The organism is Gelidimonas diazotrophica (assembly GCF_055694025.1).
Window position 1 is genome coordinate 1,682,440 of sequence record NZ_CM146349.1, and the last position, 21,263, is coordinate 1,703,702.

Annotated in this window: 24 protein-coding genes; 22 read left to right on the plus strand and 2 right to left on the minus strand. The window is 59.4% G+C overall.

The genetic code is table 11. The features are described from left to right. The first annotated feature begins 115 nt into the window (after nt 1-115). The 9 genes from nifA (at nt 116) to KGFNPO_RS07790 (ending at nt 6,722) form a co-directional block, all read left to right on the plus strand. Nucleotides 116-1,729, plus strand: a complete 1,614-nt coding sequence (gene nifA, locus KGFNPO_RS07750; RefSeq protein WP_472634157.1) for a nif-specific transcriptional activator NifA — start codon at nt 116-118, stop codon at nt 1,727-1,729. Between the two features lie 810 nt (nt 1,730-2,539). After that, complete coding sequence (gene nifB / locus KGFNPO_RS07755; protein WP_472634159.1) at nt 2,540-4,099, plus strand: nitrogenase cofactor biosynthesis protein NifB; 1,560 nt, start codon at nt 2,540-2,542, stop codon at nt 4,097-4,099. Between the two features lie 32 nt (nt 4,100-4,131). Beyond that, on the plus strand, nt 4,132-4,353 hold the full coding sequence (locus KGFNPO_RS07760; protein WP_472634161.1) for a 4Fe-4S dicluster domain-containing protein: 222 nt from the start codon (nt 4,132-4,134) through the stop codon (nt 4,351-4,353). Beyond that, entirely contained in the window at nt 4,354-4,731 is a 378-nt protein-coding gene (locus KGFNPO_RS07765; RefSeq protein WP_472634163.1) for a HesB/IscA family protein, read from the plus strand. Between the two features lie 13 nt (nt 4,732-4,744). After that, the gene (locus KGFNPO_RS07770; RefSeq protein WP_472634165.1) at nt 4,745-5,050 is read left to right on the plus strand and encodes a nitrogen fixation protein NifZ; all 306 of its coding nucleotides are present in this window, start codon (nt 4,745-4,747) and stop codon (nt 5,048-5,050) included. Continuing rightward, the gene (locus tag KGFNPO_RS07775) at nt 5,047-5,298 is read left to right on the plus strand and encodes a nitrogen fixation protein NifZ (protein ID WP_472634167.1); all 252 of its coding nucleotides are present in this window, start codon (nt 5,047-5,049) and stop codon (nt 5,296-5,298) included. The genes KGFNPO_RS07770 and KGFNPO_RS07775 overlap by 4 nt, the downstream gene beginning before the upstream one ends. An 11-nt stretch (nt 5,299-5,309) precedes the next feature. Further along, nucleotides 5,310-5,630: a DUF3024 domain-containing protein gene (locus KGFNPO_RS07780; protein ID WP_472634169.1), complete on the plus strand. Its 321-nt coding sequence runs from the start codon at nt 5,310-5,312 to the stop codon at nt 5,628-5,630. A gap of 47 nt (nt 5,631-5,677) precedes the next feature. Beyond that, nucleotides 5,678-5,887: a putative nitrogen fixation protein NifT gene (nifT, locus tag KGFNPO_RS07785; protein WP_472634171.1), complete on the plus strand. Its 210-nt coding sequence runs from the start codon at nt 5,678-5,680 to the stop codon at nt 5,885-5,887. 1 nt (nt 5,888) lies between these two features. Beyond that, on the plus strand, nt 5,889-6,722 hold the full coding sequence (locus tag KGFNPO_RS07790) for an SIR2 family NAD-dependent protein deacylase (protein ID WP_472634173.1): 834 nt from the start codon (nt 5,889-5,891) through the stop codon (nt 6,720-6,722). 276 nt (nt 6,723-6,998) lie between these two features. Here KGFNPO_RS07790 and KGFNPO_RS07795 read toward each other — a convergent pair whose 3' ends face one another. Continuing rightward, nucleotides 6,999-7,586, minus strand: a complete 588-nt coding sequence (locus KGFNPO_RS07795; RefSeq protein ID WP_472634175.1) for a hypothetical protein — start codon at nt 7,584-7,586, stop codon at nt 6,999-7,001. 433 nt (nt 7,587-8,019) lie between these two features. On the opposite strand from KGFNPO_RS07795, the gene nifH reads away from it, so the two are divergent. The 11 genes from nifH (at nt 8,020) to modA (ending at nt 18,085) form a co-directional block, all read left to right on the plus strand. Further along, the gene (gene nifH, locus KGFNPO_RS07800; RefSeq protein ID WP_472634177.1) at nt 8,020-8,901 is read left to right on the plus strand and encodes a nitrogenase iron protein; all 882 of its coding nucleotides are present in this window, start codon (nt 8,020-8,022) and stop codon (nt 8,899-8,901) included. A gap of 129 nt (nt 8,902-9,030) precedes the next feature. Next, nucleotides 9,031-10,485: a nitrogenase molybdenum-iron protein alpha chain gene (gene nifD / locus KGFNPO_RS07805; RefSeq protein WP_472634179.1), complete on the plus strand. Its 1,455-nt coding sequence runs from the start codon at nt 9,031-9,033 to the stop codon at nt 10,483-10,485. Nucleotides 10,486-10,635: 150 nt separating this feature from the next. Beyond that, nucleotides 10,636-12,195: a nitrogenase molybdenum-iron protein subunit beta gene (nifK, locus tag KGFNPO_RS07810; RefSeq protein WP_472634181.1), complete on the plus strand. Its 1,560-nt coding sequence runs from the start codon at nt 10,636-10,638 to the stop codon at nt 12,193-12,195. Between the two features lie 157 nt (nt 12,196-12,352). After that, complete coding sequence (nifE, locus tag KGFNPO_RS07815; RefSeq protein ID WP_472634183.1) at nt 12,353-13,738, plus strand: nitrogenase iron-molybdenum cofactor biosynthesis protein NifE; 1,386 nt, start codon at nt 12,353-12,355, stop codon at nt 13,736-13,738. A 1-nt stretch (nt 13,739) separates the two neighbouring features. Next, entirely contained in the window at nt 13,740-15,107 is a 1,368-nt protein-coding gene (gene nifN / locus KGFNPO_RS07820; protein WP_472634185.1) for a nitrogenase iron-molybdenum cofactor biosynthesis protein NifN, read from the plus strand. A gap of 11 nt (nt 15,108-15,118) precedes the next feature. Next, nucleotides 15,119-15,529 (plus strand): nitrogen fixation protein NifX, encoded by a 411-nt coding sequence (nifX, locus tag KGFNPO_RS07825; protein WP_472634187.1) that lies wholly within the window; start codon nt 15,119-15,121, stop codon nt 15,527-15,529. Further along, complete coding sequence (locus KGFNPO_RS07830) at nt 15,522-16,001, plus strand: NifX-associated nitrogen fixation protein (protein WP_472634189.1); 480 nt, start codon at nt 15,522-15,524, stop codon at nt 15,999-16,001. Before nifX ends, KGFNPO_RS07830 begins: the two co-directional genes overlap by 8 nt. Before the next feature lie 12 nt (nt 16,002-16,013). Next, nucleotides 16,014-16,229 carry a CCE_0567 family metalloprotein gene (locus KGFNPO_RS07835; RefSeq protein ID WP_472634191.1) on the plus strand — a complete coding sequence of 72 codons (216 nt, stop codon included), beginning with the start codon at nt 16,014-16,016 and terminating at the stop codon, nt 16,227-16,229. A 17-nt stretch (nt 16,230-16,246) separates the two neighbouring features. Continuing rightward, nucleotides 16,247-16,561, plus strand: coding sequence for a ferredoxin III, nif-specific (gene fdxB, locus KGFNPO_RS07840; RefSeq protein ID WP_472634193.1), 315 nt, complete (start codon nt 16,247-16,249; stop codon nt 16,559-16,561). 11 nt (nt 16,562-16,572) lie between these two features. Then, the gene (locus KGFNPO_RS07845) at nt 16,573-17,178 is read left to right on the plus strand and encodes a nitrogen fixation protein NifQ (RefSeq protein WP_472634195.1); all 606 of its coding nucleotides are present in this window, start codon (nt 16,573-16,575) and stop codon (nt 17,176-17,178) included. A 151-nt stretch (nt 17,179-17,329) separates the two neighbouring features. Next, nucleotides 17,330-18,085, plus strand: coding sequence for a molybdate ABC transporter substrate-binding protein (gene modA / locus KGFNPO_RS07850; protein WP_472634197.1), 756 nt, complete (start codon nt 17,330-17,332; stop codon nt 18,083-18,085). A gap of 13 nt (nt 18,086-18,098) precedes the next feature. On the opposite strand, the gene KGFNPO_RS07855 is transcribed toward modA, so the two are convergent. Beyond that, on the minus strand, nt 18,099-19,154 hold the full coding sequence (locus KGFNPO_RS07855) for an RNA-guided endonuclease InsQ/TnpB family protein (protein ID WP_472634199.1): 1,056 nt from the start codon (nt 19,152-19,154) through the stop codon (nt 18,099-18,101). A 174-nt stretch (nt 19,155-19,328) separates the two neighbouring features. On the opposite strand from KGFNPO_RS07855, the gene modB reads away from it, so the two are divergent. Next, a complete protein-coding gene (gene modB, locus KGFNPO_RS07860; RefSeq protein WP_472634201.1) occupies nt 19,329-20,006 on the plus strand; it encodes a molybdate ABC transporter permease subunit in 678 nt (225 codons plus the stop codon). Further along, on the plus strand, nt 20,003-21,082 hold the full coding sequence (gene modC / locus KGFNPO_RS07865; RefSeq protein WP_472634203.1) for a molybdenum ABC transporter ATP-binding protein: 1,080 nt from the start codon (nt 20,003-20,005) through the stop codon (nt 21,080-21,082). Before modB ends, modC begins: the two co-directional genes overlap by 4 nt. Nucleotides 21,083-21,263: the final 181 nt, after the last annotated feature.

A 21,263-nucleotide genomic window follows, 5' to 3' on the forward strand; every position in this document is an offset into this window, starting at 1 on the left:
TCGCTGCTTTCAACAGGTTTCAGAAAAAATTTGCACTTGGCTCCTCGGATGAAGTCGTCTTCTCTATCAAGTGATCAAAAACGCGGTTATTCGAGGTGCCCTTAAGGAGAGTTCAATGGCTAATATGGCTGAGCGAAATGAGGTGGTAGAGCTTATTACGATGTATGAAATCAGCAAGATACTGGGCTCGTCTCTGGACCTGTCGAAGACCCTGCGCGAGGTCATGAATATCCTCGGAATTCAAATGGATACCCGGCGCGGCATGATCAGTTTGATGCACGAATCCGGTGAGCTGCACCTGGTTGGTGCAAGCGGGATGTCGAGCGAGGAATTCCGCCGCGGCCGCTTCCGTGTCGGCGAAGGCATCACCGGGCGGATTTACCAGACCGGCATGCCCAGCGTGATAGCCGATATCTCGAAAGAACCGCTGTTCCTCAATCGCACCGCCGCAGCGGAACTGATACCGGGCAAGGCGATAGCCTTCATCGGCGTGCCGATCAAGGCCGCCCACGAAATCCTCGGCGTGTTGTCGATCGACCGGGTTCTGGATTATCAGGATCACCGCCAGCACAGTTTCGATCGCGATGTGCGCTTCCTGACCATGATCGCCAATCTGGTCGGACAGACAGTGCGGCTGCACCGCGCGGTTACCGCTGAGCGCACCCAGCTGATCGAGGAAAAGCGCCGCCTGAAAAAGGAACTGCAGGGCAAGTACAGCCTCGACAACGTGATCGGAATTTCCAAGGCGATGCAGGAAGTGTTCGCTGAAGTGCATCAGTCCGCGCCGTCGCGCTCGACCATGCTGCTGCGCGGCGAGAGCGGTACCGGCAAGGAAGTGATCGCGCACGCAATCCATTATTTGAGCCCGCGCAAGGACGGGCCGTTCATCAAGGTCAATTGCGCGGCGCTGTCGGAAACGCTGCTGGAGTCGGAATTGTTCGGCCACGAAAAAGGCGCATTCACCGGCGCCCAGACCGAACGCAAGGGACGCTTTGAACTGGCCAACGGCGGCACGCTGTTTCTCGACGAGATCGGCGACATCTCGCCGGCATTCCAAGCCAAGCTGCTGCGCGTGCTGCAGGAGCGCGAGTTCGAGCGGGTCGGCGGTTCGCGTTCGATCAAGGTCGATGTGCGGCTGATCACCGCCACCAACCGCGACCTGGAACAGGCGGTAGCGAACGGCGACTTTCGCGCCGATCTGTATTACCGGATCAACGTGGTGTCGATCTTCATCCCGCCGTTGCGCGAGCGGCGCGAGGACATTCCGTACCTGGTCGAATTTTTCATCGACAAATTCAGACGCGAAAACCAGCGCGAAGTGGTTCTGACGCCGGAAGCGATCAACTCGATGATGAATTGCTATTGGCCGGGCAACGTGCGCCAGCTGGAGAACTGCGTCGAACGCACTGCGACCATGGCGCGTGGGAATCTGATCAGCGAGTTGAATCTGTCCTGTACGCAGAACAAATGTCTGACGCAATTGCTACATGAACCGGACACTGGCGCGCATGTGCCGGGTGGCGCGGAAAAGAGGGTGACGATTCCGATCCGGGATGGCACTGCAGCAGTGCATTCGGAACAGCCGCCGACGTCGGAGCGCGAACGGCTGCTGTGGGCGCTGGAACAATGCGGCTGGGTGCAGGCGAAAGCGGCGCGGCTGCTGAATATTTCGGCGCGGCAAATGGGGTATGCATTGCAGAAGCACGGCATCGAAGTGAAGAAGTTCTGACCCATCTGCCACGTAACTATTCAGCCCGCTATGAATACCCCCTCGCCCGCTTGCGGGAGAGGGCTGGGGAGAGGGCGACTGTAAAGTTGACGACTTAATTAATCGCTTTGCCCTTCGTGGATGCTTTGTCGGGGGTAGCCCGACGGCTACTTACTTTTCTTTGCTTCGCCAAAGAAAAGTAAGCAAAAGAAAGGCGACCGCAGACTTGCCCTTCGGGTACCCGTTTGTGTGCTGCAAAAAATGGGAAATGAAGGAACTCGCTTCGCTCAAACAGCCTTCATTTCTGATCCATTTTCTGCAGCACACAAACGGCTGCGTCCCAAGCGGCCTAACATCAAAAACAGCGTCAATAAACCGTCAACAACATAAAGCTGTCACTTGGATATCAACCTCATAGTGGGCTGAACAGTTACTCTGCCACACGCTATGATCTGAGTATATTTGTATGTCGCAATGAATATAAGCGGCAATGGCATAGTTTTTAACCATACTCCATAATAAATATGATTGTCTTGTAGGCGCGCACCCGGGCGCGACAACGGCTGCAGTCTGGCGACTGCTTTCGCGCCCGGATGCGCTCCTACAAAATCGTACTATTTCGCTCTGCTCGCCTGGCCCACATCAGACCAGTGTCGGGTTTGCAGTGTCAGGTTTGCGACAAGCGCGTGGCGAATGTCGCGATTGTCACCGGATTCATCTGTCGTATATCATGTATCTCATTGATTTTTAACGATAAATTGCTTCTGGCACAGTTCTGGCTATTACCCTTGAAAGAGACGCACCTGCGTCGTTTTCTCAAAGGGGCAATTCATGCGATCTACCGCGTATATCGGGATTAAGGAGATCAAGCCGCTCGCAGCGCGCACTGCCGCTGTCGCTGCAGCGCCGCAGGCCGGCTGCGGCAGCACCGGCGGCGACGGCAAATTCGGTTGCGGCTCCGCATCAGGCCCATCGGACATCGCCCCCGAGGTCTGGGAAAAGGTCAAGAACCATCCGTGCTACAGCGAAGAAGCGCACCACCATTTTGCGCGGATGCACATCGCCGTCGCGCCGGCCTGCAACATCCAGTGCAATTATTGCAACCGCAAATACGATTGTTCGAACGAATCGCGGCCCGGCGTCGTCAGCGAAACGCTGTCGCCGGAACTGGCGGCTAAAAAAGTGCTGGCGGTAGCGTCGGCGATTCCGCAGATGACGGTGGTCGGCATCGCCGGCCCCGGCGACGCGCTGGCCAATCCAGCTAGGACCTTCAAGGCATTTGAGCTGATTGCCAGAACCGCACCCGACATCAAGCTGTGCCTGTCGACCAACGGCCTGGCGCTGCCGGATCACGTGGACGCCATCCATGCTCTGAAGGTCGACCATGTGACCATCACGATCAACATGATCGATCCCGAAATCGGCCAGCATATCTACCCATGGATCTACTACCGGAACAAGCGCTGGACCGGCATCGAAGCGGCCCGGATTCTGAGCGAACGGCAGTTGCTGGGTCTGGAGATGCTGACTGCGCGCGGCATCCTGTGCAAGGTCAATTCGGTAATGATCCCCGGCATCAACGATCACCATCTGGCTGCGGTCAATAAGGCCGTCAAATCGCGTGGCGCGTTTTTGCACAACATCATGCCGCTGATTTCGGCGCCCGAACACGGCACCGTGTTCGGCTTGCGCGGCCAGCGTGGCCCAACCGCGCAAGAGTTGAAAGCGTTGCAGGACAGTTGCGAAGGCGAGATGAACATGATGCGCCATTGCCGCCAGTGCCGGGCCGACGCCGTCGGTTTGCTGGGCGAGGATCGCAGCGCCGAGTTCACCAACGAAAAAGTGGCAGCGATGGAGGTCAGCTACGACCTTGACGCGCGCCAGGCCTACCAGGCGGGCGTGGAAAAACAGCGCCAGGCCAAGGTTGCGGCCAGGGATGCCGCGCTCGATACGCTGACGCGAAAAACCAGCGATATCAAGCTGCTGGTCGCGGTCGCCACCAAGGGCGACGGCAAGATCAACCAGCACTTCGGCCACGCCGGCGAATTCCAGATCTACGAGGTTTCCGCGACAGGCGCGAAGTTTACCGGCCACCGCCGCGTCGATCTGTACTGTCAGGGCGGTTACGACAACGAGGATGCGCTGCCCGGCGTGATCCGCGCGATCAACGACTGCCACGCGGTGTTCGTAGCCAAGATCGGCGGCTGCCCGCGCTCGGAACTGAAACAGGCCGGCATCGACCCGGTCGAGCAGTACGCCCATCAGTTCATCGAGCAATCGGTGATCCTGTATTTCAACAACTATCTGGAGCAAGTCGAGTCGGGCCGGATAGTGCACCAGCAGCGCGGCGACGCCGACATCCGGCAGGGCGCCTACATCGCCGCCGCGTAAGCAATAGTCAATCACTCAACCAAGGAAAAATCATGGCATACAAAATCGTCGCTTCCCAATGCTCCGGCTGCTCCGCTTGCGAGCCTGAATGTCCGAACGTCGCCATCCGCGAAAAGAACGGGGTCTACCTCATCGATGCCAAGAAATGTACCGAATGTCTCGGCCATTTCGACGAAGCGCAATGTCTGGCGGTTTGCCCGGTGGACAAAACCGTCATCATCGACAACGCGTATCCACGTTATCAGGCGGCTTAAATGAATATCGTTGTCACTCCGGCAGCCGAGGCCTATATGCGCCGCATGGTGCGTTTCAATGACGGCGTCCAGCACGCAGGTTTTCGTCTGACGGTGAGTGCTGGCGGATGCAGCGGTTTTGCGACGCAGTTCAGCATCGAAGCGGCGCCGCAGCCGGACGATGCAACGCTCGATGTCAATGGTTTGAAGGTATTCCTGCCGCCCGCAACCAGCGCTCTGCTTGATGGAGCAACCATTGATTGCCGCGACAGCGCGATGGCCACTGGTCTCTCGATCATCAATCCGAATGTAAGCGACTGCGGCTGCGACAGCAGCGGAGCCGGGCGCGGCGGCAGACATGCGACAGTCAGCGTGTCGGCCATCGGGCGCAAAACCTGAACCAGGAGGGCGCATGAATATCGATCGCGAAGAGGGACGGGTCGAGCTCAACGATCCACCGGTTTTTAACTACGGCGAAAAGGTGCGCAGCCGCAAGACGGTGCGCAACGACGGCACCTTCCCCGGCAAGGATATCGGCGACGTGCTGGTCAAAAAAGGCGATGTCGGTTATGTCACCAGCATTGGCACTTTCGTCCAGCAGTTCTATATCTATGGCATCGAGTTCATCGTGCACGGTTACCGCGTCGGCATGAAGGGACGCGAACTGGAGTCGCTCGATGCGGTGGTGAAACCAAGCGGACAACAGGTATGCCGATGAACGAGCAAAAAACCCACAAATACGATTGGGGCCAGCGCGTGATGGCCGATATTGACTTGCGAAACGACGGCTCGTATCCGGACCGAGCGATCGATGCACTGCTGGTGGCGCGCGGCACGCAGGGCGAAGTGGTGCAGGTCGGCATGCAGGTGGAAACCGACACGCCGGTGTACATGGTGGAATTTGCCGGCGGCTGCGTGGTCGGCTGCGTGGTCGGCTGCATGGAACAGGAAATCGCGTTGGCCTGAGGGGGGAGTCGATGACTACCGCGCATCCGAACGAGCTTGATCTGCGGCGCATTGCACGACTACTGAAAAAGCGCGCGCGCTATCACTATGTTTCGCCTTCGGTGGAAGCTGTCCCCGGCGGCTACCGGATCGTCAGTCCATGCTGTTCGCGCAACATCGACCATTCCGGCGGACAAATCGAGATTGCCCGCATCGAATGGGCAGCCGGCGTGTGGACGCTTTACAGCCGTGACCATGCGCATACGCAGTGGCTGATGCACGCGCAGGCCGGCCGCCTCGACCGGTTGATGGAATGTCTGAACCAAGACAGCCAGCGCGTGTTCTGGCAATGATTTAACTTTGGAGTTAACGCTACAAAAGAACGCTACGAAAGAACGCTATGAAAGTCATGATCCGCAAGAATTCCGCCGGCGCGCTGACCGCCTATGTGGCCAAGAAAGACCTGGAAGAGGCCGTCGTTTCGATGGAAAAACCGGAAATGTGGGGCGGCATAGTCACGCTCTCCAACGGCTGGCAACTCGAACTGCCGCCAATGGCAGCGACAACCGTCCTGCCATTGACGGTCGAGGCGCGCAAGGTCGGTGGCTGACATGGCACACTCGTACAAAGCGATAGAAGAAATACGCTCCGCTCTGGCGGCGGGAACGCTGATACCCTATCTCGGACCCGGCATGCTGGAGCGGGTGCCAGATTGTCCGGTGCCCGATACGCCGGAACAGCTGGCGGCGCAGATCACCGCGAAAGTGCCGGTGCCGCACAAGATCCGCAACCGGCTGACCGCAGCCGCCCAGTTCATCGAAAATTTCAAGCACCGCAAGACGCTGATCGGCCTGATGCATCAAGCCTTTTGCGCCGGCGCAGCGCCGTCCGCGCTGCATCGCTATTTCGCCGCGCAGCCCGGGCTGCCGCTGATCGTCGACGCCTGGTATGACGACGCGATGAAAAATGCGCTGCTATCCCACCAGCGCAGCGCCTGGGGCCAGGCGCAGGGGCTGTCGCAAGCCGAACATTTCGGCAGCTGGACCGGCTGGTATGAGGCCGACGGCAAGCCGTCGGGCGACGACGCGGCGCTGGGCTGGGACACGCTGCTTTACAAGCCGCTGGGCGGCGTTTCGCCGGCGGACAACTTCATCGTCTCGGATTCGGACTACGTCGAGGTGCTGACCGAGATCGACATTCAGACCCCGATACCGGAACGGGTACAGGAATTGCGCGAAGGCCGCAGTTTCCTGTTCCTCGGCTGCCGTTTCAACGACCAGTTGCAGCGCAGCTTCGCGCGCCAGATCATGAAACGCTCATCAAGCCGGCATTGGGCGGTGCTGCCAGGCGAACCGACGCGTAACGAGCAGCGTTTTCTGGACCAGCAGCAGATCGAATGCATCGGCATCACGCTGGCCGAGTTCGAGGCGATGCTGACCAGCTGAACAGTCCTGCCGCGTGCCTATCGTAGGGCGGAAAAGCCGTAGGGCGGAAAAGCGCAGCGTCTTCCGCCGAACGTAGACAAACGGCGGAAGACGCTGCGCTTTTCCGCCCTACGATAATTTCATTGTTTTAGGGAGTATCTGCTTTATTTGTGGCATTGCCGCATGTATTCATTGGGCTTTAAAATATACGCTTAGCAGTATATTTTCATCCGGAAAGCCGCGGTGGGCACGATCTCATCGTGCCCACGTCACCCATACTTTCTACGTCACGCGCGTTTACACCGGCCGGTTTTCACGGACCTTGATCGGCCCCATGATCTGCAAGCCTTCGTCGAAGCTGATTTCCTTGAACTTGCCGTTGAATTTGTCGGCGCCGGCGGCGACTGCGGTCAGCTTGCCGGCGGTGTCGAGCTTTTTCAGATCAAAGCGCTCGATGCAGAACAATTCAAGCAATTCGTTGTAGACGGTGGCCTCTTCCAGCGGCAGCACCCAGAAAGTGGCACCGCCGTAGGCGATCTGGAAGCGCTGCGAGATGTCGAGGTTGCCGGCGAAGAAAAAGTATTTGCCGGCCGGCGACAGCTTGTCGCCGAGGATTTCGCACAACAGTTTCAAGTGCTCAAGCGATGGCGCGACACCGGCCAGGAAGGAAATGGTCGGCGCTCCGGCGTCGGCCACCGCCATCACCTGGTCGAACTTGAGTTCCGGCGGACGCTTTTCGTCGGCCATCGCGAGCTGGAACTTGAGCGCGATTTCGCCGCGAAAGCCGAAGCGCCCCGGCTTGCTCAACGGACCCTTGTATACCGGGCTTAACAACCTGCCATCGGCATCGAGATCGGCGAATGGTGTTTCAATGATGCTGGTCATGGCAACTCCCTTATCAGTTAAAAAATAGCAGTCCGAAAGAAGTGCATAGCAACTTTTGTACCCGCCATTTCGCAGCATGGCAGCACATCAAAAGAGGTGCCGTTATCACTGCAGGAAACCGACATTTAGTAGCGTCGCGCCCAGCCCCCGCCGCTTGTATCGTTCCCTACATTCAGTGTCGTTTGTGCGGTTTGTGACAGCCCTGTACGGATTGCAAATTTTCTCCATTATTTATGAAATTATCTATGTAATCAATGACTTGGATATGCGTTTAAGAGGTGGCACAGCAATTGCTAATATCGATGTGCACCGAAAATGTTTTGCCAAGCGCGTGACTTGAGACGAAGAGCTATATGAGTTTCGAAGCAGCTTCAGACCGGATGCAAACGTCACTCGTCAACCTGCTTACACATCGATATAAGGAGAGATTCAAATGGCTAAACTTAGACAAATTGCCTTTTACGGAAAAGGTGGTATCGGCAAATCCACCACGTCTCAAAATACCCTCGCCGCACTGGCCGAAATGGGACAGAAAATCCTGATCGTCGGTTGCGATCCGAAGGCCGATTCGACCCGCCTGATCCTGCACGCCAAGGCGCAGGACACGATACTCAGCCTGGCGGCGGAAGCCGGCTCGGTCGAGGACCTGGAGCTCGAAGATGTGATGAAGGTCGGTTACAAGGATATCCGCTGCGTTGAAGCCGGTGGCCCTGAGCCTGGAGTCGGTTGCGCCGGCCGTGGCGTGATCACTGCGATCAACTTCCTCGAAGAAAACGGCGCTTACGACGGTGCCGATTATGTGTCTTACGACGTGCTGGGCGACGTCGTGTGCGGCGGCTTCGCGATGCCGATTCGTGAGAACAAGGCGCAGGAAATCTACATCGTGATGTCCGGTGAAATGATGGCCATGTACGCCGCCAACAACATCGCCAAGGGCATTTTGAAATATGCCCACTCCGGCGGCGTGCGCCTGGGCGGCTTGATCTGCAACGAGCGCCAGACCGACAAGGAACTGGAACTGGCCGAAGCGCTGGCGCTGAAGCTGAATACCACGCTGATCCATTTCATCCCGCGCGCCAACATCGTCCAGCATGCGGAATTGCGCCGCATGACCTGCATCGAATATGCGCCGGACTCGCAACAGGCCCAGGAATACCGGACCCTGGCGCAGAAGATCCACGCGAACGCCGGCAAGGGCACCATCCCGACCCCGATCACGATGGATGAGCTGGAAGACTTGTTGATGGAACACGGCTTGATGCCGGTAATCGATGAGTCGCAGGTCGGCAAAGCGTCCGAACTGGCAGCCGCGTAATGCATGCCTCCCCTCTGCCGCAGACGAATCGCATCGCGATTCGGGAAATACATGCCAGCAGAGGGGAGCGATCAGCTCCTTGCAAGAGGATGGAACACTGATAAGCGATCACGCTTTATTGGAGAGAATATGAGCCTCACTGTTGAAGAAACCAAAACTCGCAACCAGGAATTGATCGGTGAGGTCTTAAAAGCCTATCCGGAAAAGACCGCGAAAAAACGTGTCAAGCACTTGAATGTGTTTGACGAGGGCAAGACCGATTGCGGCGTCAAGTCCAACATCAAGTCTATCCCTGGCGTGATGACCATCCGCGGCTGCGCCTATGCCGGCTCCAAAGGCGTGGTGTGGGGACCGATCAAGGATATGGTCCACATCAGCCACGGTCCGGTTGGTTGCGGCCAGTATTCATGGGGCTCGCGCCGCAACTACTACATCGGCAACACCGGTATCGACAGTTTCGGCACGATGCAATTCACCTCTGATTTCCAGGAAAAAGACATCGTCTTCGGCGGCGACAAGAAATTGGAAAAAGTCATGGACGAGATCCAGGACTTGTTCCCGCTGAACAAAGGTATCTCGGTGCAGTCGGAATGCCCGATCGGCTTGATCGGCGACGACATCGAAGCGGTATCGAAGAAGAAAACCAAGGAATTCAACGGCCACACCATCGTGCCGGTGCGCTGCGAAGGCTTCCGCGGTGTCTCGCAATCGCTCGGTCATCACATCGCCAACGATGCGATCCGCGAATGGGTGTTCGACAAGGCCGACGGCAAGCATCCTGAATTTCAGGGCACGCCCTACGATGTCGCGATTATCGGCGACTACAACATCGGCGGCGATGCCTGGGCTTCACGCATCTTGCTCGAAGAAATGGGACTACGCGTGATTGCGCAGTGGTCCGGCGACGGGACGCTGGCTGAAATGGAGAACACGCCGAAGGCCAAGCTGAACCTGCTGCACTGCTACCGCTCGATGAACTACATCTCGCGCCACATGGAAGAAAAGTTCGGCATTCCGTGGGTCGAGTACAACTTCTTCGGACCGTCCAAGATCGAGGCCAGCCTGCGCGAAATCGCTTCGCACTTCGACGACACGATCAAGGAAGGCGCGGAACGTGTGATCGCCAAGTACAAGGCGCTGACCGATGCGGTGATCGCCAAATACCGTCCGCGGCTGGAAGGCAAGTCGGTAATGCTGTTCATCGGCGGCCTGCGCCCGCGCCACGTGATCGGCGCTTACGAAGACCTCGGCATGAACGTGATCGGCACCGGTTACGAGTTCGGCCACGGCGACGACTACCAGCGCACCACGCATGACATCAAGGACGGTACGCTGATTTACGACGATGTGACCGGCTTCGAGTTCGAGAAGTTCGTCGAGAAATTGCGGCCCGACATGGTCGGTTCCGGCGTCAAGGAAAAGTACGTGTTCCAGAAAATGGGCGTGCCATTCCGCCAGATGCATTCATGGGATTACTCGGGTCCGTATCACGGCTACGACGGCTTCGCCATCTTCGCGCGCGACATGGATATGGCGATCAACAGTCCGGTATGGGGCCTGGTCAAGGCACCGTGGAAAAGCTAACGATATATCGGGCGTCTCATGGTGGATGACAGACCGAAGGTCTTGCAATCACCCTCACCCCGAGCCCTCTCCCGCTTGCGGGAGAGGGAGAGGACGGCCGTAATTCGCGCCAGCGAATTACGGAAGAATTAATAGATAAGGAGTTTCATCATGCCTCAAAGCGCCGACAAGATCCTCGATCACGAGAAGCTGTTCCGCGAGCCGGAATACGTCATTTCGCTTGACAAAAAGAAGCAAGACTTTGAATTTGGCCACACCGCCGACAAGGTGCAGCATGTGTGCGAATGGACCAAAAGCCTGGACTACCAGGACAAGAACTTTGCCCGCGAAGCACTGACGGTCAATCCGGCCAAGGCTTGCCAGCCGCTGGGTGCGGTGTTCGCCGCCGTCGGTTTCCAGAAGACCTTGCCGTTCGTGCACGGCTCGCAAGGTTGTGTCGCCTACTACCGTTCGCATTTTTCGCGCCATTTCAAGGAGCCGACTTCGGCCGTGTCCTCGTCGATGACCGAAGATGCGGCGGTGTTCGGCGGCCTGAACAACCTGATCGATGGCATGGCCAATGCCTATAGCCTGTACAAGCCGGAGATGATCGCCGTCAGCACCACCTGCATGGCGGAAGTGATCGGCGACGATCTCGATTCGTTCATCAAGGGCGCCCGGGAAAAGGGCAGCATCCCGCAGAATTTCGACGTCCCGTTCGCCCATACGCCGGCCTTCGTCGGCAGCCACATCACCGGTTACGACAATTCGCTGAAAAGCGTGCTGACCTATTTCTGGGACGGCAAGGCTAATGCGGTACCGGCGCTGGAGCGGGTGCCGAACCAGTCGATCAACTTCATCGGCGGCTTCGACGGCTTCGTGGTCGGCAATATTCCGGAGGTGCGGCGCATGTTCGCATCGATGGAGGTCGACCACACCGTGCTGTGCGATCCGTCCGACGCCTGGAATACGCCGACCGATGGCGAGTTCCGCATGTTTGACGGCGGCACCAGCAAGGAAGAAGTCGAGCGCGCGCTGAATGCCAAGGCGACCGTGGTGTTCCAGGAATTCAGCGCCGAGAAGACTGGCAAGTACATTGCCACCAAAGGGCAGGAAGTGGTGATGCTGAATCACCCGATGGGCGTCGGCGGCACCGACAAGTTCCTGATGGAAGTGTCGCGCCTGAGCGGCAAGCCGATATCAAAGGAACTGGAATTGGAGCGCGGCCGGCTGCTCGACGCGATTGCCGATTCGCAGGCGTATTTGCACGGCAAGAAATTCGCGCTGTACGGCGACCCTGACTTCCTGCTCGGCATGACTGCGTTCCTGCTCGAACTCGGCTGCGAACCGGTGCATGTGCTGTCGACCAATGGCGACAAGGATTGGGCGAAAAAGGTGCAGGCGCTGTTCGATGCGTCACCGTTCGGCAAGGATTGCAAGGTGTATCCGAAGCGCGACCTGTGGCACCTGCGTTCGCTGCTGTTCACTGAACCGGTGGATTTCCTGATCGGCAACAGCTACGGCAAATACCTGGAGCGCGATTGCAAGGTGCCGCTGATCCGCCTGGTGTTCCCGGTCACCGACCGGCATCACCATCATCGCTTCCCAACCTGGGGTTATGCAGGCGGGCTGCGGGTGCTGGTGACGATCCTCGACGAGTATTTCGAGGCGCTCGATCTGAGCACCGGGGATGTCGGGAAGACCGATTACAGCTTCGATCTGGTCCGATAGCAGGGTGAAACAGAGTCGTAGGGCGGAAAAGCGAAGCGCCTTCCGCCGCATGGCTACGTTCGGCGGAAGGCGCTTCGCTTTTCCGCCCTACACCCCACTCAACAATCCTCAGCTTGCAGGGGATGCGTGTTAATCACGCCGCATCGGGAGGCATTCCATGAGCACTTTGAAAGTCAAAATCCGGGAAATTTTCGACGAGCCCGCATGTGACCATAACGCGGAAAAATCGGACAAGCAGCGCAAACAAGGTTGTTCTAGCCAGTTGAAGCCGGGCGCAGCCGCCGGCGGCTGCGCCTTCGACGGCGCCAAGATCGCGTTGCAGCCGATCGTCGATGTCGCGCACCTGGTGCATGGCCCGATCGCCTGTGAAGGCAGTTCATGGGACAACCGCAGCGCGCTGTCGTCCGGGCCGCAAATCTACCGTACCGGTTTCACCACCGACATCAGCGAACTCGAAGTGATCCACGGCGGCGAAAAGCGCCTGTACCGGGCGATCCGCGAAATCATCGAAAAATACAACCCGCCGGCGGTGTTCGTCTATCAAACCTGCGTGACCGCGCTGATCGGCGACGATATCGAGGCGGTGTGCAAGGCTGCCAGCGCCAAATTCGGCAAACCGGTGATTCCGGTCAACGTGCCCGGTTTCGCTGGCGTCAAGAACCTCGGCAACAAGCTGGCCGGCGAAGCGCTGCTCGATTACGTGATCGGCACCGCCGAGCCGGAATTCACGACCCCATACGATATCAACATCATCGCCGAATACAACCTGTCGGGCGAGTTGTGGCAGGTCAAGCCGCTGCTCGAGCATCTCGGCATCCGCGTGCTGTCCTCGCTGTGCGGCGATGCGCGCTACCAGGAAGTGGCAAGTTCGCATCGCGCCAAGGCCGCGATCATGCTGTGCTCGAAGGCGATGATCAATGTCGCGCGCAAGATGGAGGAGCGCTATGGCATCCCGTACTTCGAAGGCTCGTTCTACGGCATCGGCGACATGTCGGACGCGCTGCGCCAGATTGCCGGCTTGCTGGTGCGCCAGGGCGCACCGGACGAATTGCTGGCGCGCACCGAAGCGCTGATTGCAGTCGAGGAAGCGCGCGCTTTGGCCCGGCTGGAGCCGTACAAGGAACGCCTGAAGGGCAAGCGGGTGTTGCTGATAACCGGCGGCGTCAAATCTTGGTCGGTGGTGGCTGCATTGCAGGAAGTCGGGATGGAAATCGTCGGCACCAGCGTCAAGAAATCGACCAAGGAAGACAAGGTGCGGGTGGCCGAGATCATGGGCACCGACGCCCACATGATAGACAACATGGCGCCGCGCGAAATGTACGCGATGCTGAAAGAGGCGCGCGCCGACATCATGCTGTCGGGCGGGCGTTCCCAGTTTGTCGCGCTGAAGGCCAGGATGCCGTGGCTCGACATCAACCAGGAGCGCCACCACGGCTATGCCGGCTATGAAGGCATCGTCACGCTGGTGCACGAGATCGACAAGACATTAAACAACCCGGTGTGGCAGCAGGTGCGCCAGCCCGCGCCTTGGGAAGGGGAATAGCATGGCAATCGTCAAGAAATCGACCAAGGCGGCAACCGTCAATCCGCTGAAGATGAGTCAGCCGCTGGGCGCCAGTTATGCATTCCTCGGCATGAACCGCTGCATGCCGGTGATGCACGGCTCGCAGGGCTGCACTTCGTTCGGACTGGTGCTGCTGGTGCGCCATTTCCGCGAAGCGATTCCATTGCAGACCACCGCGATGAATGAAGTGACCAGCATCCTCGGCGGCATCGATAACGTCGAAAAGGCGATCCTGAATATCCGCGAACGCGCGAAGCCGGATCTGATCGCGATCTGTTCGACCGGCCTGACCGAAACCAAGGGCGACGACGTCAATGGCTACCTGCAACTGATCCGCCAGCGTCATCCGGAACTGGCCGACACCGCGATCGTGTACGTGTCTACGCCCGACTACAGCGATGCGTTCCAGGATGGCTGGGCCAAGGCGGTGCTGGCCATGATCAAGGCGCTGGTGCCGCCAGGGGTGAAGACAGCAGCAGCGAAGAATCCGCAGCAGGTCAATCTGCTGGCCGGCTGTCACCTGACCCCGGCCGACCTCGAAGAACTGCGTGAAATCGTCGAGTCGTTCGGCTTGTCGGCAATCGTGCTGCCCGACGTCTCCGGTTCGCTCGACGGCCACATGCCGGACGGATTCAGCCCGACCACGATCGGCGGCACCACGCAAGCCGAGATGCGGGTTATGGGTGCATCGGTGGCGACGTTGGTGGTCGGCGAGCAGATGCGCGCCTGCGCCGACGCGCTGGAGCGGATCACCGGCGTGTCGAGCGTGCACTTCGACCGCCTGATCGGGCTGGCCGCCAACGACCGTTTTCTCGCCACGCTGGCACAGATCTCAGGCGTTGCGGTGCCGGCCAAATACCGCCGCCAGCGCAGCCAGTTGCAGGATGCGATGCTGGACGGCCACTTCTTCTTCGGCGGCAAAAAGGTTGCGCTGGCGGCCGAACCCGACCTGCTGTACGCGCTGGCGATGTGGCTGGCCGAGATGGGTTGCGAGATAGTCACTGCCATCACGACCACCGCTTCGCCGCTGCTGGAACGGCTGCCGACAGCCGAAGTGCTGTTCGGCGACCTCGAAGATCTGGAGCAGGGCGCGCAGGGCTGCGACCTGATGATCACCCATTCGCATGGACGGCAGGCGGCAGCGCGCCTGCAAATACCGTTTCACCGCGCCGGTTTGCCGATGTTCGACCGCTTGGGGGCAGCGCACCAGCTGTCAGTCGGCTACCGCGGCACGCGCGGACTGATATTCGAGATTGGCAACCTGTTTCTCGCCAATCCACATCAGGTTCACCCCGAGCATTGGAAGTTGCCTGAAGCAAGCTTGCGCACATTGGCGCAGATGACATAAAGGAATTCATGATGAAAATTGCATTTGCCACACAGGACCTGGCACGGGTCGATGCCCACTTCGGCTGGGCCAGTAACATCATGGTCTACGAGCTGAAGCCGGACGGCCATACCTTTGTAGAAACCTTCACGTTTGGCGGCGACCTGCAGGAGGACGGCAACGAAGACAAACTGTCGCCGAAGATCGAGTCGATCAAGGATTGCGCGGTGCTGTACGTCGCCGCGATCGGCGGTTCTGCTGCGGCGCGGATTGTCGCCAACAAGATCCATCCGGTAAAGCTGAAAGACCCGGAGACTATCCTGGAAGTCCTGGAAAAAATGCGCGTGGTGCTGAACGGCACGCCGCCGCCATGGCTGCGCAAGGCGCTGCTGAAAGGCCAGGAGCGTCAGTTCGATTTCGATGAGGAGACGCACCATGCTTGAGTCCGCGATGAGCCAATTGCCGGCTGCCGAGAATGCACTCGAAACGCCGTTCGTCCAGGAGTTGATCAAGCAGTGGCGCGCCCAGGACACGCACGGCACCTGGGATGGCAAGAGTGACGAGGAACTGCTGGCACCGTATATCGTCACGCGCGAGCAGCGGCGCCAGATGCCTATCATCGGCGACCCTGACCCGGAACTGTTGTGGCGGTTGGAGCTGTTCTATAACGCGGTCGGCCTGGCGATCGAGCGCCGCACCGGCAGCGTCGCGATGCCGATGATGAAGATGCATCACGAGGGTTTCGGCCGGATGATACTGATGGCCGGACGCCTGATCGTGGTCAACAAGCACCTGCGCGATGTGCACCGTTTCAGCTTCGAAAGCATGGACATGCTGGCATCGGAAGGCGAAAAGCTGGTCAGCGACGGCATCGCGATGATTCAAGCTTATCCAGACGTGGTCAATTACGGCTAAAGAGAGAACGCGATGGAACCGAACGACGCGGAAGAAGCGCTGAAGGCGCAGGTAAAAAAGCTCAACCAGCAGGCCACCGCGCTGAAGCTCGATCTGCACGACCTGGCCGAGGATTTGCCGACCGGCTGGGAAAAAATTCCGGCTCTTGCCGAAAAGACTTACAACGCCCATGCCGCGCTGATCGCGGCGCGTAACGCACTTGCCGCACTTGCCGCCGCTGGCGGCTGAACTTTGGAGACGATTTTATGACTGATTTCACTGTCACCCTGCCCAGCGGCGAATTGTGGGTGCCGCAATTCGTCACCGCGATCAACCCGGAAAAGTGCATCGGCTGCGGTCGCTGCTTCAAGGTCTGCGCGCGCGCTGTGCTGGCCCTGGTCGGCATCAATGAAGACGGCGAGTACGTGGGGGTAGGGGTTGATGCCGACGACGAGGATGAGGACGAGGAATACGAAAAAAAGGTGATGACGCTCGCGCATCCTGAGAACTGCATCGGCTGCGAGGCATGTTCGAAGATATGCCCGAAAAAGTGCTACACCCATAACGCGGCAGCAATATAGAGGGAAACCCTATGAATCGGCACAGGCATGAATATCCTGCATTGATGGCGGCTGCGCGTAACCCGGACCATCCTGTAACGCTCGCTTTCGCCGGTGTCATCGCGCTGGCGCCGCAGCGCCGCGCACCTTACGACGTGCTGATCGCCGGTCTGGATGGCGCCGCGCTGGCGGCATTGGAAGCGCGCATCTTCCCCGCTCTGCCGGCGCCCCTGCTGTTCGAAGCACCGGCAATGACGGCGCAGTCGCAGTTTGACGAGTTTGATGAGTTCAGCGACCTGGTTTGCCTGCTGCTCGATCACCGCAGTTGCCTGGACAATGAATCGGATTGGCTGGCGCACGCGATCGCCACCGCCGCCATGGCGGACAACCATTTGTGGCAAGACCTGGGCTTGCCCAGCCGCGACGAATTGTCATCGCTAATGGAGTCGCACTTCACCAGCCTGGCGCTGCGCAACAGCGGCGACATGAAATGGAAAAAGTTTTTCTACCGCCAGTTGTGTGAGCGCGCCGGGCTCGCCGTATGCCGCTCGCCGAGTTGCGGTGTATGCAGTGATTACCCGCAGTGCTTTGGTCCGGAAGAAGCAGCGCCGCTGTTTGCTATTGCGGCACATGGCTAGCACGCGCGCGGATTGATGGATGGTGCGGATGATGCAGATGATGCAGGAATCGTAACTATTGCCGTGCGGCCTGGTAGCAAGCAGCGCGGGATAATATGCAATACTTCGGCCGTCATTCTTTGCCTTTACGCCTGATTCAAGGAGAACTCGCATGTCCCGCCTCACCGTCCTGCTTTCCGCGCTATTTTCCTTGCTGCTGCTCGCGGTTGCTGCCCATGCCGACGAAGTGCAGGTCGCCGTCGCAGCCAATTTCACCGCGCCAATGCAGCAGATTGCCGCCGAGTTCGAACAGGACACCGGCCATAAGGCGCTGCTGGCGTTTGGCGCCACCGGCAAGTTCTACGCCCAAATCAGCAACGGCGCGCCGTTCGAGGTCTTGCTGTCAGCCGATGACGCAACTCCGGCGAAACTGGAAAAGGAAGCACTGTCCGTTCCCGGCACCCGCAGCACCTACGCGATCGGCAAGCTGGTGCTGTGGTCGGCGAAAGAAGGCTATGTCGACGGCAAGGGCGATATCCTGAAAAACGGTGAATTCAAGCATCTGGCGCTGGCCAACCCGAAGACCGCGCCTTACGGCGCCGCTGCCATCGAGACCATGAAGAAGCTCGGCGTGCTGGAGCGCATCCGGCCCCGGCTGGCCCAGGGCGAGAATATTGCCCAAGCCTACCAGTTCGCCGCCACCGGCAATGCCGAACTCGGCTTCGTCGCGCTGTCGCAGGTGTTCAAGGATGGCAAAGTCAGTTCCGGCTCGGCCTGGATCGTGCCGGGCAAGCTCTACACCCCGATCCGCCAGGATGCGGTGCTGCTCGCCAAAGGCCGCAACAAGCCGGCCGCCAGCGCGCTGCTGGACTACCTGAAGACCGACAAGGCGCGTGCGATCATCAAGTCGTACGGCTACCAGCTTTGACGTCCTCCCCGCCCTAAAAGACGGAGATTCCTACAGCTAGCGTCGCACGTCCGCGACGGAGAATATTCAACGCAGAATTTTGGTCACGATCATGCACACAACCGCAATCACTGCAAATCCATTCCCTTATTCCAAGCCCTGCGATACCTTTCGGCCGCGAGTCGGGCAAAGTGCCGCAACTCGAACAGGTTTGGGTGGTAAAACTTTCGTTCACTTCTTCGTACCAGGCTCCTGTCGCAATCGACTTATATTTGAGCATGTTTCGGAAGGACGACCAGCTTGCATCCAGAACGGACTTCGCCATGCTGGTCCTGGCGAGTCCGGCGGCATGCACGTTGCCTACCGCAATATAGTCAAACTCTCGGACGATGCGCGCCGAAAGTTTGTGGTGAAAATCATTTCTGCGGTTCGCGATCCGCGCGTGGATCGCGTTCGCACGGCGCTTTTTGTGGGCGCGCTGCGCCACGGCCAGCGCTTGTTCGGTGCCGCGATAGATGCGCTGCGCCTCGATCTTTTCGCCATTGGACAGCGTGGCGAAGTCTTTCAGCCCAAGGTCGATGCCAACACCGCGCACCGGCTGACGAACCCTGGCAGCGGCGATATCAACATCAATGACGATGTTCAGAAACCAGTTGCCCTTGCGGTCCCTGGCAAAGTTGGTGCCATCCTTGATCTTGCCTTCGGGCAGGGCGCGACTGTTGAACACGCGAAACGTGTTTCCGGCAAAGCGAAACGCATCGCCCTCGCGCTTCAACTCGCGGCCCTTTATCGGGACCCAGCCCAGCGATTTCTTGGCGCTGCGATAGCGCAGATACGGGCGCTTTTTCTGGGATCGGGACTTGGCGTATTGCTCGCACACCGCATTGACCGTGCCGGAATGCAAGCCCAGTTCACGGCTAGAACCAGCCGTGAGCTTGTTCAGGTCGAACCCGGTATGCCAACGCCGACCAAAACGCAGCGCATCCTTTTGCCTGTCGTTACAGAAATTCCAGACGAAATTGCAGGCCCGGCTTTGCTGGAGCAACAAGCCGTTCAACGATTTTACCCGGTAGCGATAGACAAGAATCATAGTAATCAGCATGCACTTTTCAGTCCCGCAGCATTTGCGGTATCTCAACCGATGGTAGCGACCGCGATGCGGTTGGCTCCTTTCATTCCCCGGCCTGAAGGTCGAGGTTTCTCGGAGCAAATCTGATGAAAAACACCTTCAACAATCTTCGCCCGGTTATTTCACGGCACTGACATGGAAAACGCCGCTCTAAGTGCAGTCTGGCTAACCCTCAAGCTGGCCAGCGTGGTGACGCTGCTGCTGCTTCTGATCGGCACCCCGATCGCCTGGTGGCTGGCGCGCACGCGTTCGGGCCTGAAGGGTGTCATCGGCGCCGTAGTTGCACTGCCGCTGGTGCTGCCGCCTACCGTGCTCGGCTTTTACCTGCTGGTCGCGCTGGGGCCGAACGGGCCGGGCGGGCGATTCACCGAGGCGCTCGGCTTGGGCCTGCTGCCGTTCACTTTTCCCGGCCTGGTCATCGGCTCGGTGTTTTATTCGTTGCCGTTCATGGTGCAGCCGCTGCAGAACGCGTTCGAGGCCATCGGCGAGCGCCCGCTCGAAGTCGCCGCCACCCTGCGCGCCGGCCCCTGGGATGCGTTCTGGTCGGTGGCGGTGCCGCTGGCGCGGCCGGGATTCGTGTCCGGCACCATCCTCGCGTTCGCCCATACGGTCGGGGAATTCGGCGTGGTGCTGATGATCGGCGGCAACATCCCGGGCAAGACCCGGGTCGTTTCGGTGCAGATCTACGACCACGTCGAGGCAATGGAATACGCACAGGCCCACTGGCTGGCCGGCGGCATGCTGGTCTTCAGCTTCCTGGTCCTGCTAACGCTGTATACCTGTAATCCACGTGTGGGGAGGGTAGGGCAATGAGCCAGAACATCCATGCCCGCTTCCGCCTCGATCGTGGCGACTTCAGCTTCGACATCGATCTGATCCTGCCCGGCCGCGGCATCACCGCACTGTTCGGCCCTTCCGGCTCGGGCAAAACTACTTGTCTGCGTGCGATGGCCGGACTGGAGCGCGCCCCGGGCGGCCTGTTCACTATCGATGGCGAAGTCTGGCAGGACGAGCAGAACGGCGTTTTTGTGCCGACCCATCGCCGGGCGCTGGGCTACGTGTTTCAGGAGGCCAGCCTGTTTCCCCACCTGTCGGTACGGCGCAACATGGAATTCGGGCAAAAACGCGTAGCGGCCGTCGAACAGCGTTTCGACCTAGCCGCTGTCGCCGACCTGCTGGGCCTCGGCGGCCTGCTCGAACGCATGCCGGCCAGTCTTTCCGGCGGCGAGCGTCAGCGCGTTGCGATCGCCCGCGCGCTGCTGGCGGCGCCGCGCCTGCTGCTGATGGACGAGCCGTTGGCGGCGCTCGACCAGAAGCGCAAGCTGGAAATTCTGCCCTACCTGGAACGTCTGCACGACGCGCTTTCGATTCCGGTGATCTATGTCAGCCATTCCCCGGACGAAGTTGCACGCTTGGCCGACCACCTGGTCCTGCTCGACGGCGGCCGGGTGGCGGCAAGCGGACCGCTGGCCGAGACACTGGCCCGAGCCGATCTGCCGCCGGTCTTCACCGATGACGCCGGCGTGGTGCTCGAAACCACGCTTTCCGGGCACGAGGCCGACAACCTGTCGCAACTCGATTTCGCCGATGGCTGCATCCATGTCGGCCGCCGCCCGGAAGCGCTGGGCAGCCGGCTGCGCTTGCGCATTCACGCCCGCGACGTTAGCCTGGCGCTGGAGCGGCCACGGGCTTCGAGCATTCTCAACATTTTGTCCGCCACGATCACCGCCGTCGTTGCCACCGACACGCCGGGCCACGTACTGGTGCAGATGCGGGTTGGCGCCACTCCTTTGCTGGCCCGCATCACCGAGCGCTCGCGCCGTGAGCTGGACATCACGCCCGGCCAGCCGGTCTGGGCGCAGATCAAAGCCGTCGCTTTGCTTGCCTGAAAAGAAGACGTTGAAATGCCCGGCTCGCGCCGCCCGGGTTACGACCAGGAATTCCACGAAGCCTTCATCTACCGCGAGGAGGTTCATGCTTAGCACCTGCGCTACGAACGCTGGCTGATCTGACGAATCGTGCGCCAGCATAGCGAATGTCATGGCAACCGGGGCGCCTATCGCTTTTCCG

Bases quoted from the DNA above. Each gene is read 5' to 3' on its own strand.
- nifD (WP_472634179.1), top strand. From the start codon at position 9,031: ATGAGCCTCACTGTTGAAGAAACCAAAACTCGCAACCAGGAATTGATC.
- KGFNPO_RS07780 (WP_472634169.1), top strand. From the start codon at position 5,310: ATGACTACCGCGCATCCGAACGAGCTTGATCTGCGGCGCATTGCACGA.
- KGFNPO_RS07795 (WP_472634175.1), bottom strand. From the start codon at position 7,586: ATGACCAGCATCATTGAAACACCATTCGCCGATCTCGATGCCGATGGC.
- nifN (WP_472634185.1), top strand. From the start codon at position 13,740: ATGGCAATCGTCAAGAAATCGACCAAGGCGGCAACCGTCAATCCGCTG.
- nifX (WP_472634187.1), top strand. From the start codon at position 15,119: ATGAAAATTGCATTTGCCACACAGGACCTGGCACGGGTCGATGCCCAC.
- nifB (WP_472634159.1), top strand. From the start codon at position 2,540: ATGCGATCTACCGCGTATATCGGGATTAAGGAGATCAAGCCGCTCGCA.
- nifK (WP_472634181.1), top strand. From the start codon at position 10,636: ATGCCTCAAAGCGCCGACAAGATCCTCGATCACGAGAAGCTGTTCCGC.
- KGFNPO_RS07830 (WP_472634189.1), top strand. From the start codon at position 15,522: ATGCTTGAGTCCGCGATGAGCCAATTGCCGGCTGCCGAGAATGCACTC.
- nifA (WP_472634157.1), top strand. From the start codon at position 116: ATGGCTAATATGGCTGAGCGAAATGAGGTGGTAGAGCTTATTACGATG.
- nifE (WP_472634183.1), top strand. From the start codon at position 12,353: ATGAGCACTTTGAAAGTCAAAATCCGGGAAATTTTCGACGAGCCCGCA.
- KGFNPO_RS07760 (WP_472634161.1), top strand. From the start codon at position 4,132: ATGGCATACAAAATCGTCGCTTCCCAATGCTCCGGCTGCTCCGCTTGC.
- modA (WP_472634197.1), top strand. From the start codon at position 17,330: ATGTCCCGCCTCACCGTCCTGCTTTCCGCGCTATTTTCCTTGCTGCTG.
- fdxB (WP_472634193.1), top strand. From the start codon at position 16,247: ATGACTGATTTCACTGTCACCCTGCCCAGCGGCGAATTGTGGGTGCCG.
- modB (WP_472634201.1), top strand. From the start codon at position 19,329: ATGGAAAACGCCGCTCTAAGTGCAGTCTGGCTAACCCTCAAGCTGGCC.
- KGFNPO_RS07790 (WP_472634173.1), top strand. From the start codon at position 5,889: ATGGCACACTCGTACAAAGCGATAGAAGAAATACGCTCCGCTCTGGCG.
- nifH (WP_472634177.1), top strand. From the start codon at position 8,020: ATGGCTAAACTTAGACAAATTGCCTTTTACGGAAAAGGTGGTATCGGC.
- nifT (WP_472634171.1), top strand. From the start codon at position 5,678: ATGAAAGTCATGATCCGCAAGAATTCCGCCGGCGCGCTGACCGCCTAT.
- KGFNPO_RS07835 (WP_472634191.1), top strand. From the start codon at position 16,014: ATGGAACCGAACGACGCGGAAGAAGCGCTGAAGGCGCAGGTAAAAAAG.
- KGFNPO_RS07765 (WP_472634163.1), top strand. From the start codon at position 4,354: ATGAATATCGTTGTCACTCCGGCAGCCGAGGCCTATATGCGCCGCATG.
- modC (WP_472634203.1), top strand. From the start codon at position 20,003: ATGAGCCAGAACATCCATGCCCGCTTCCGCCTCGATCGTGGCGACTTC.
- KGFNPO_RS07770 (WP_472634165.1), top strand. From the start codon at position 4,745: ATGAATATCGATCGCGAAGAGGGACGGGTCGAGCTCAACGATCCACCG.
- KGFNPO_RS07775 (WP_472634167.1), top strand. From the start codon at position 5,047: ATGAACGAGCAAAAAACCCACAAATACGATTGGGGCCAGCGCGTGATG.
- KGFNPO_RS07845 (WP_472634195.1), top strand. From the start codon at position 16,573: ATGAATCGGCACAGGCATGAATATCCTGCATTGATGGCGGCTGCGCGT.
- KGFNPO_RS07855 (WP_472634199.1), bottom strand. From the start codon at position 19,154: ATGATTCTTGTCTATCGCTACCGGGTAAAATCGTTGAACGGCTTGTTG.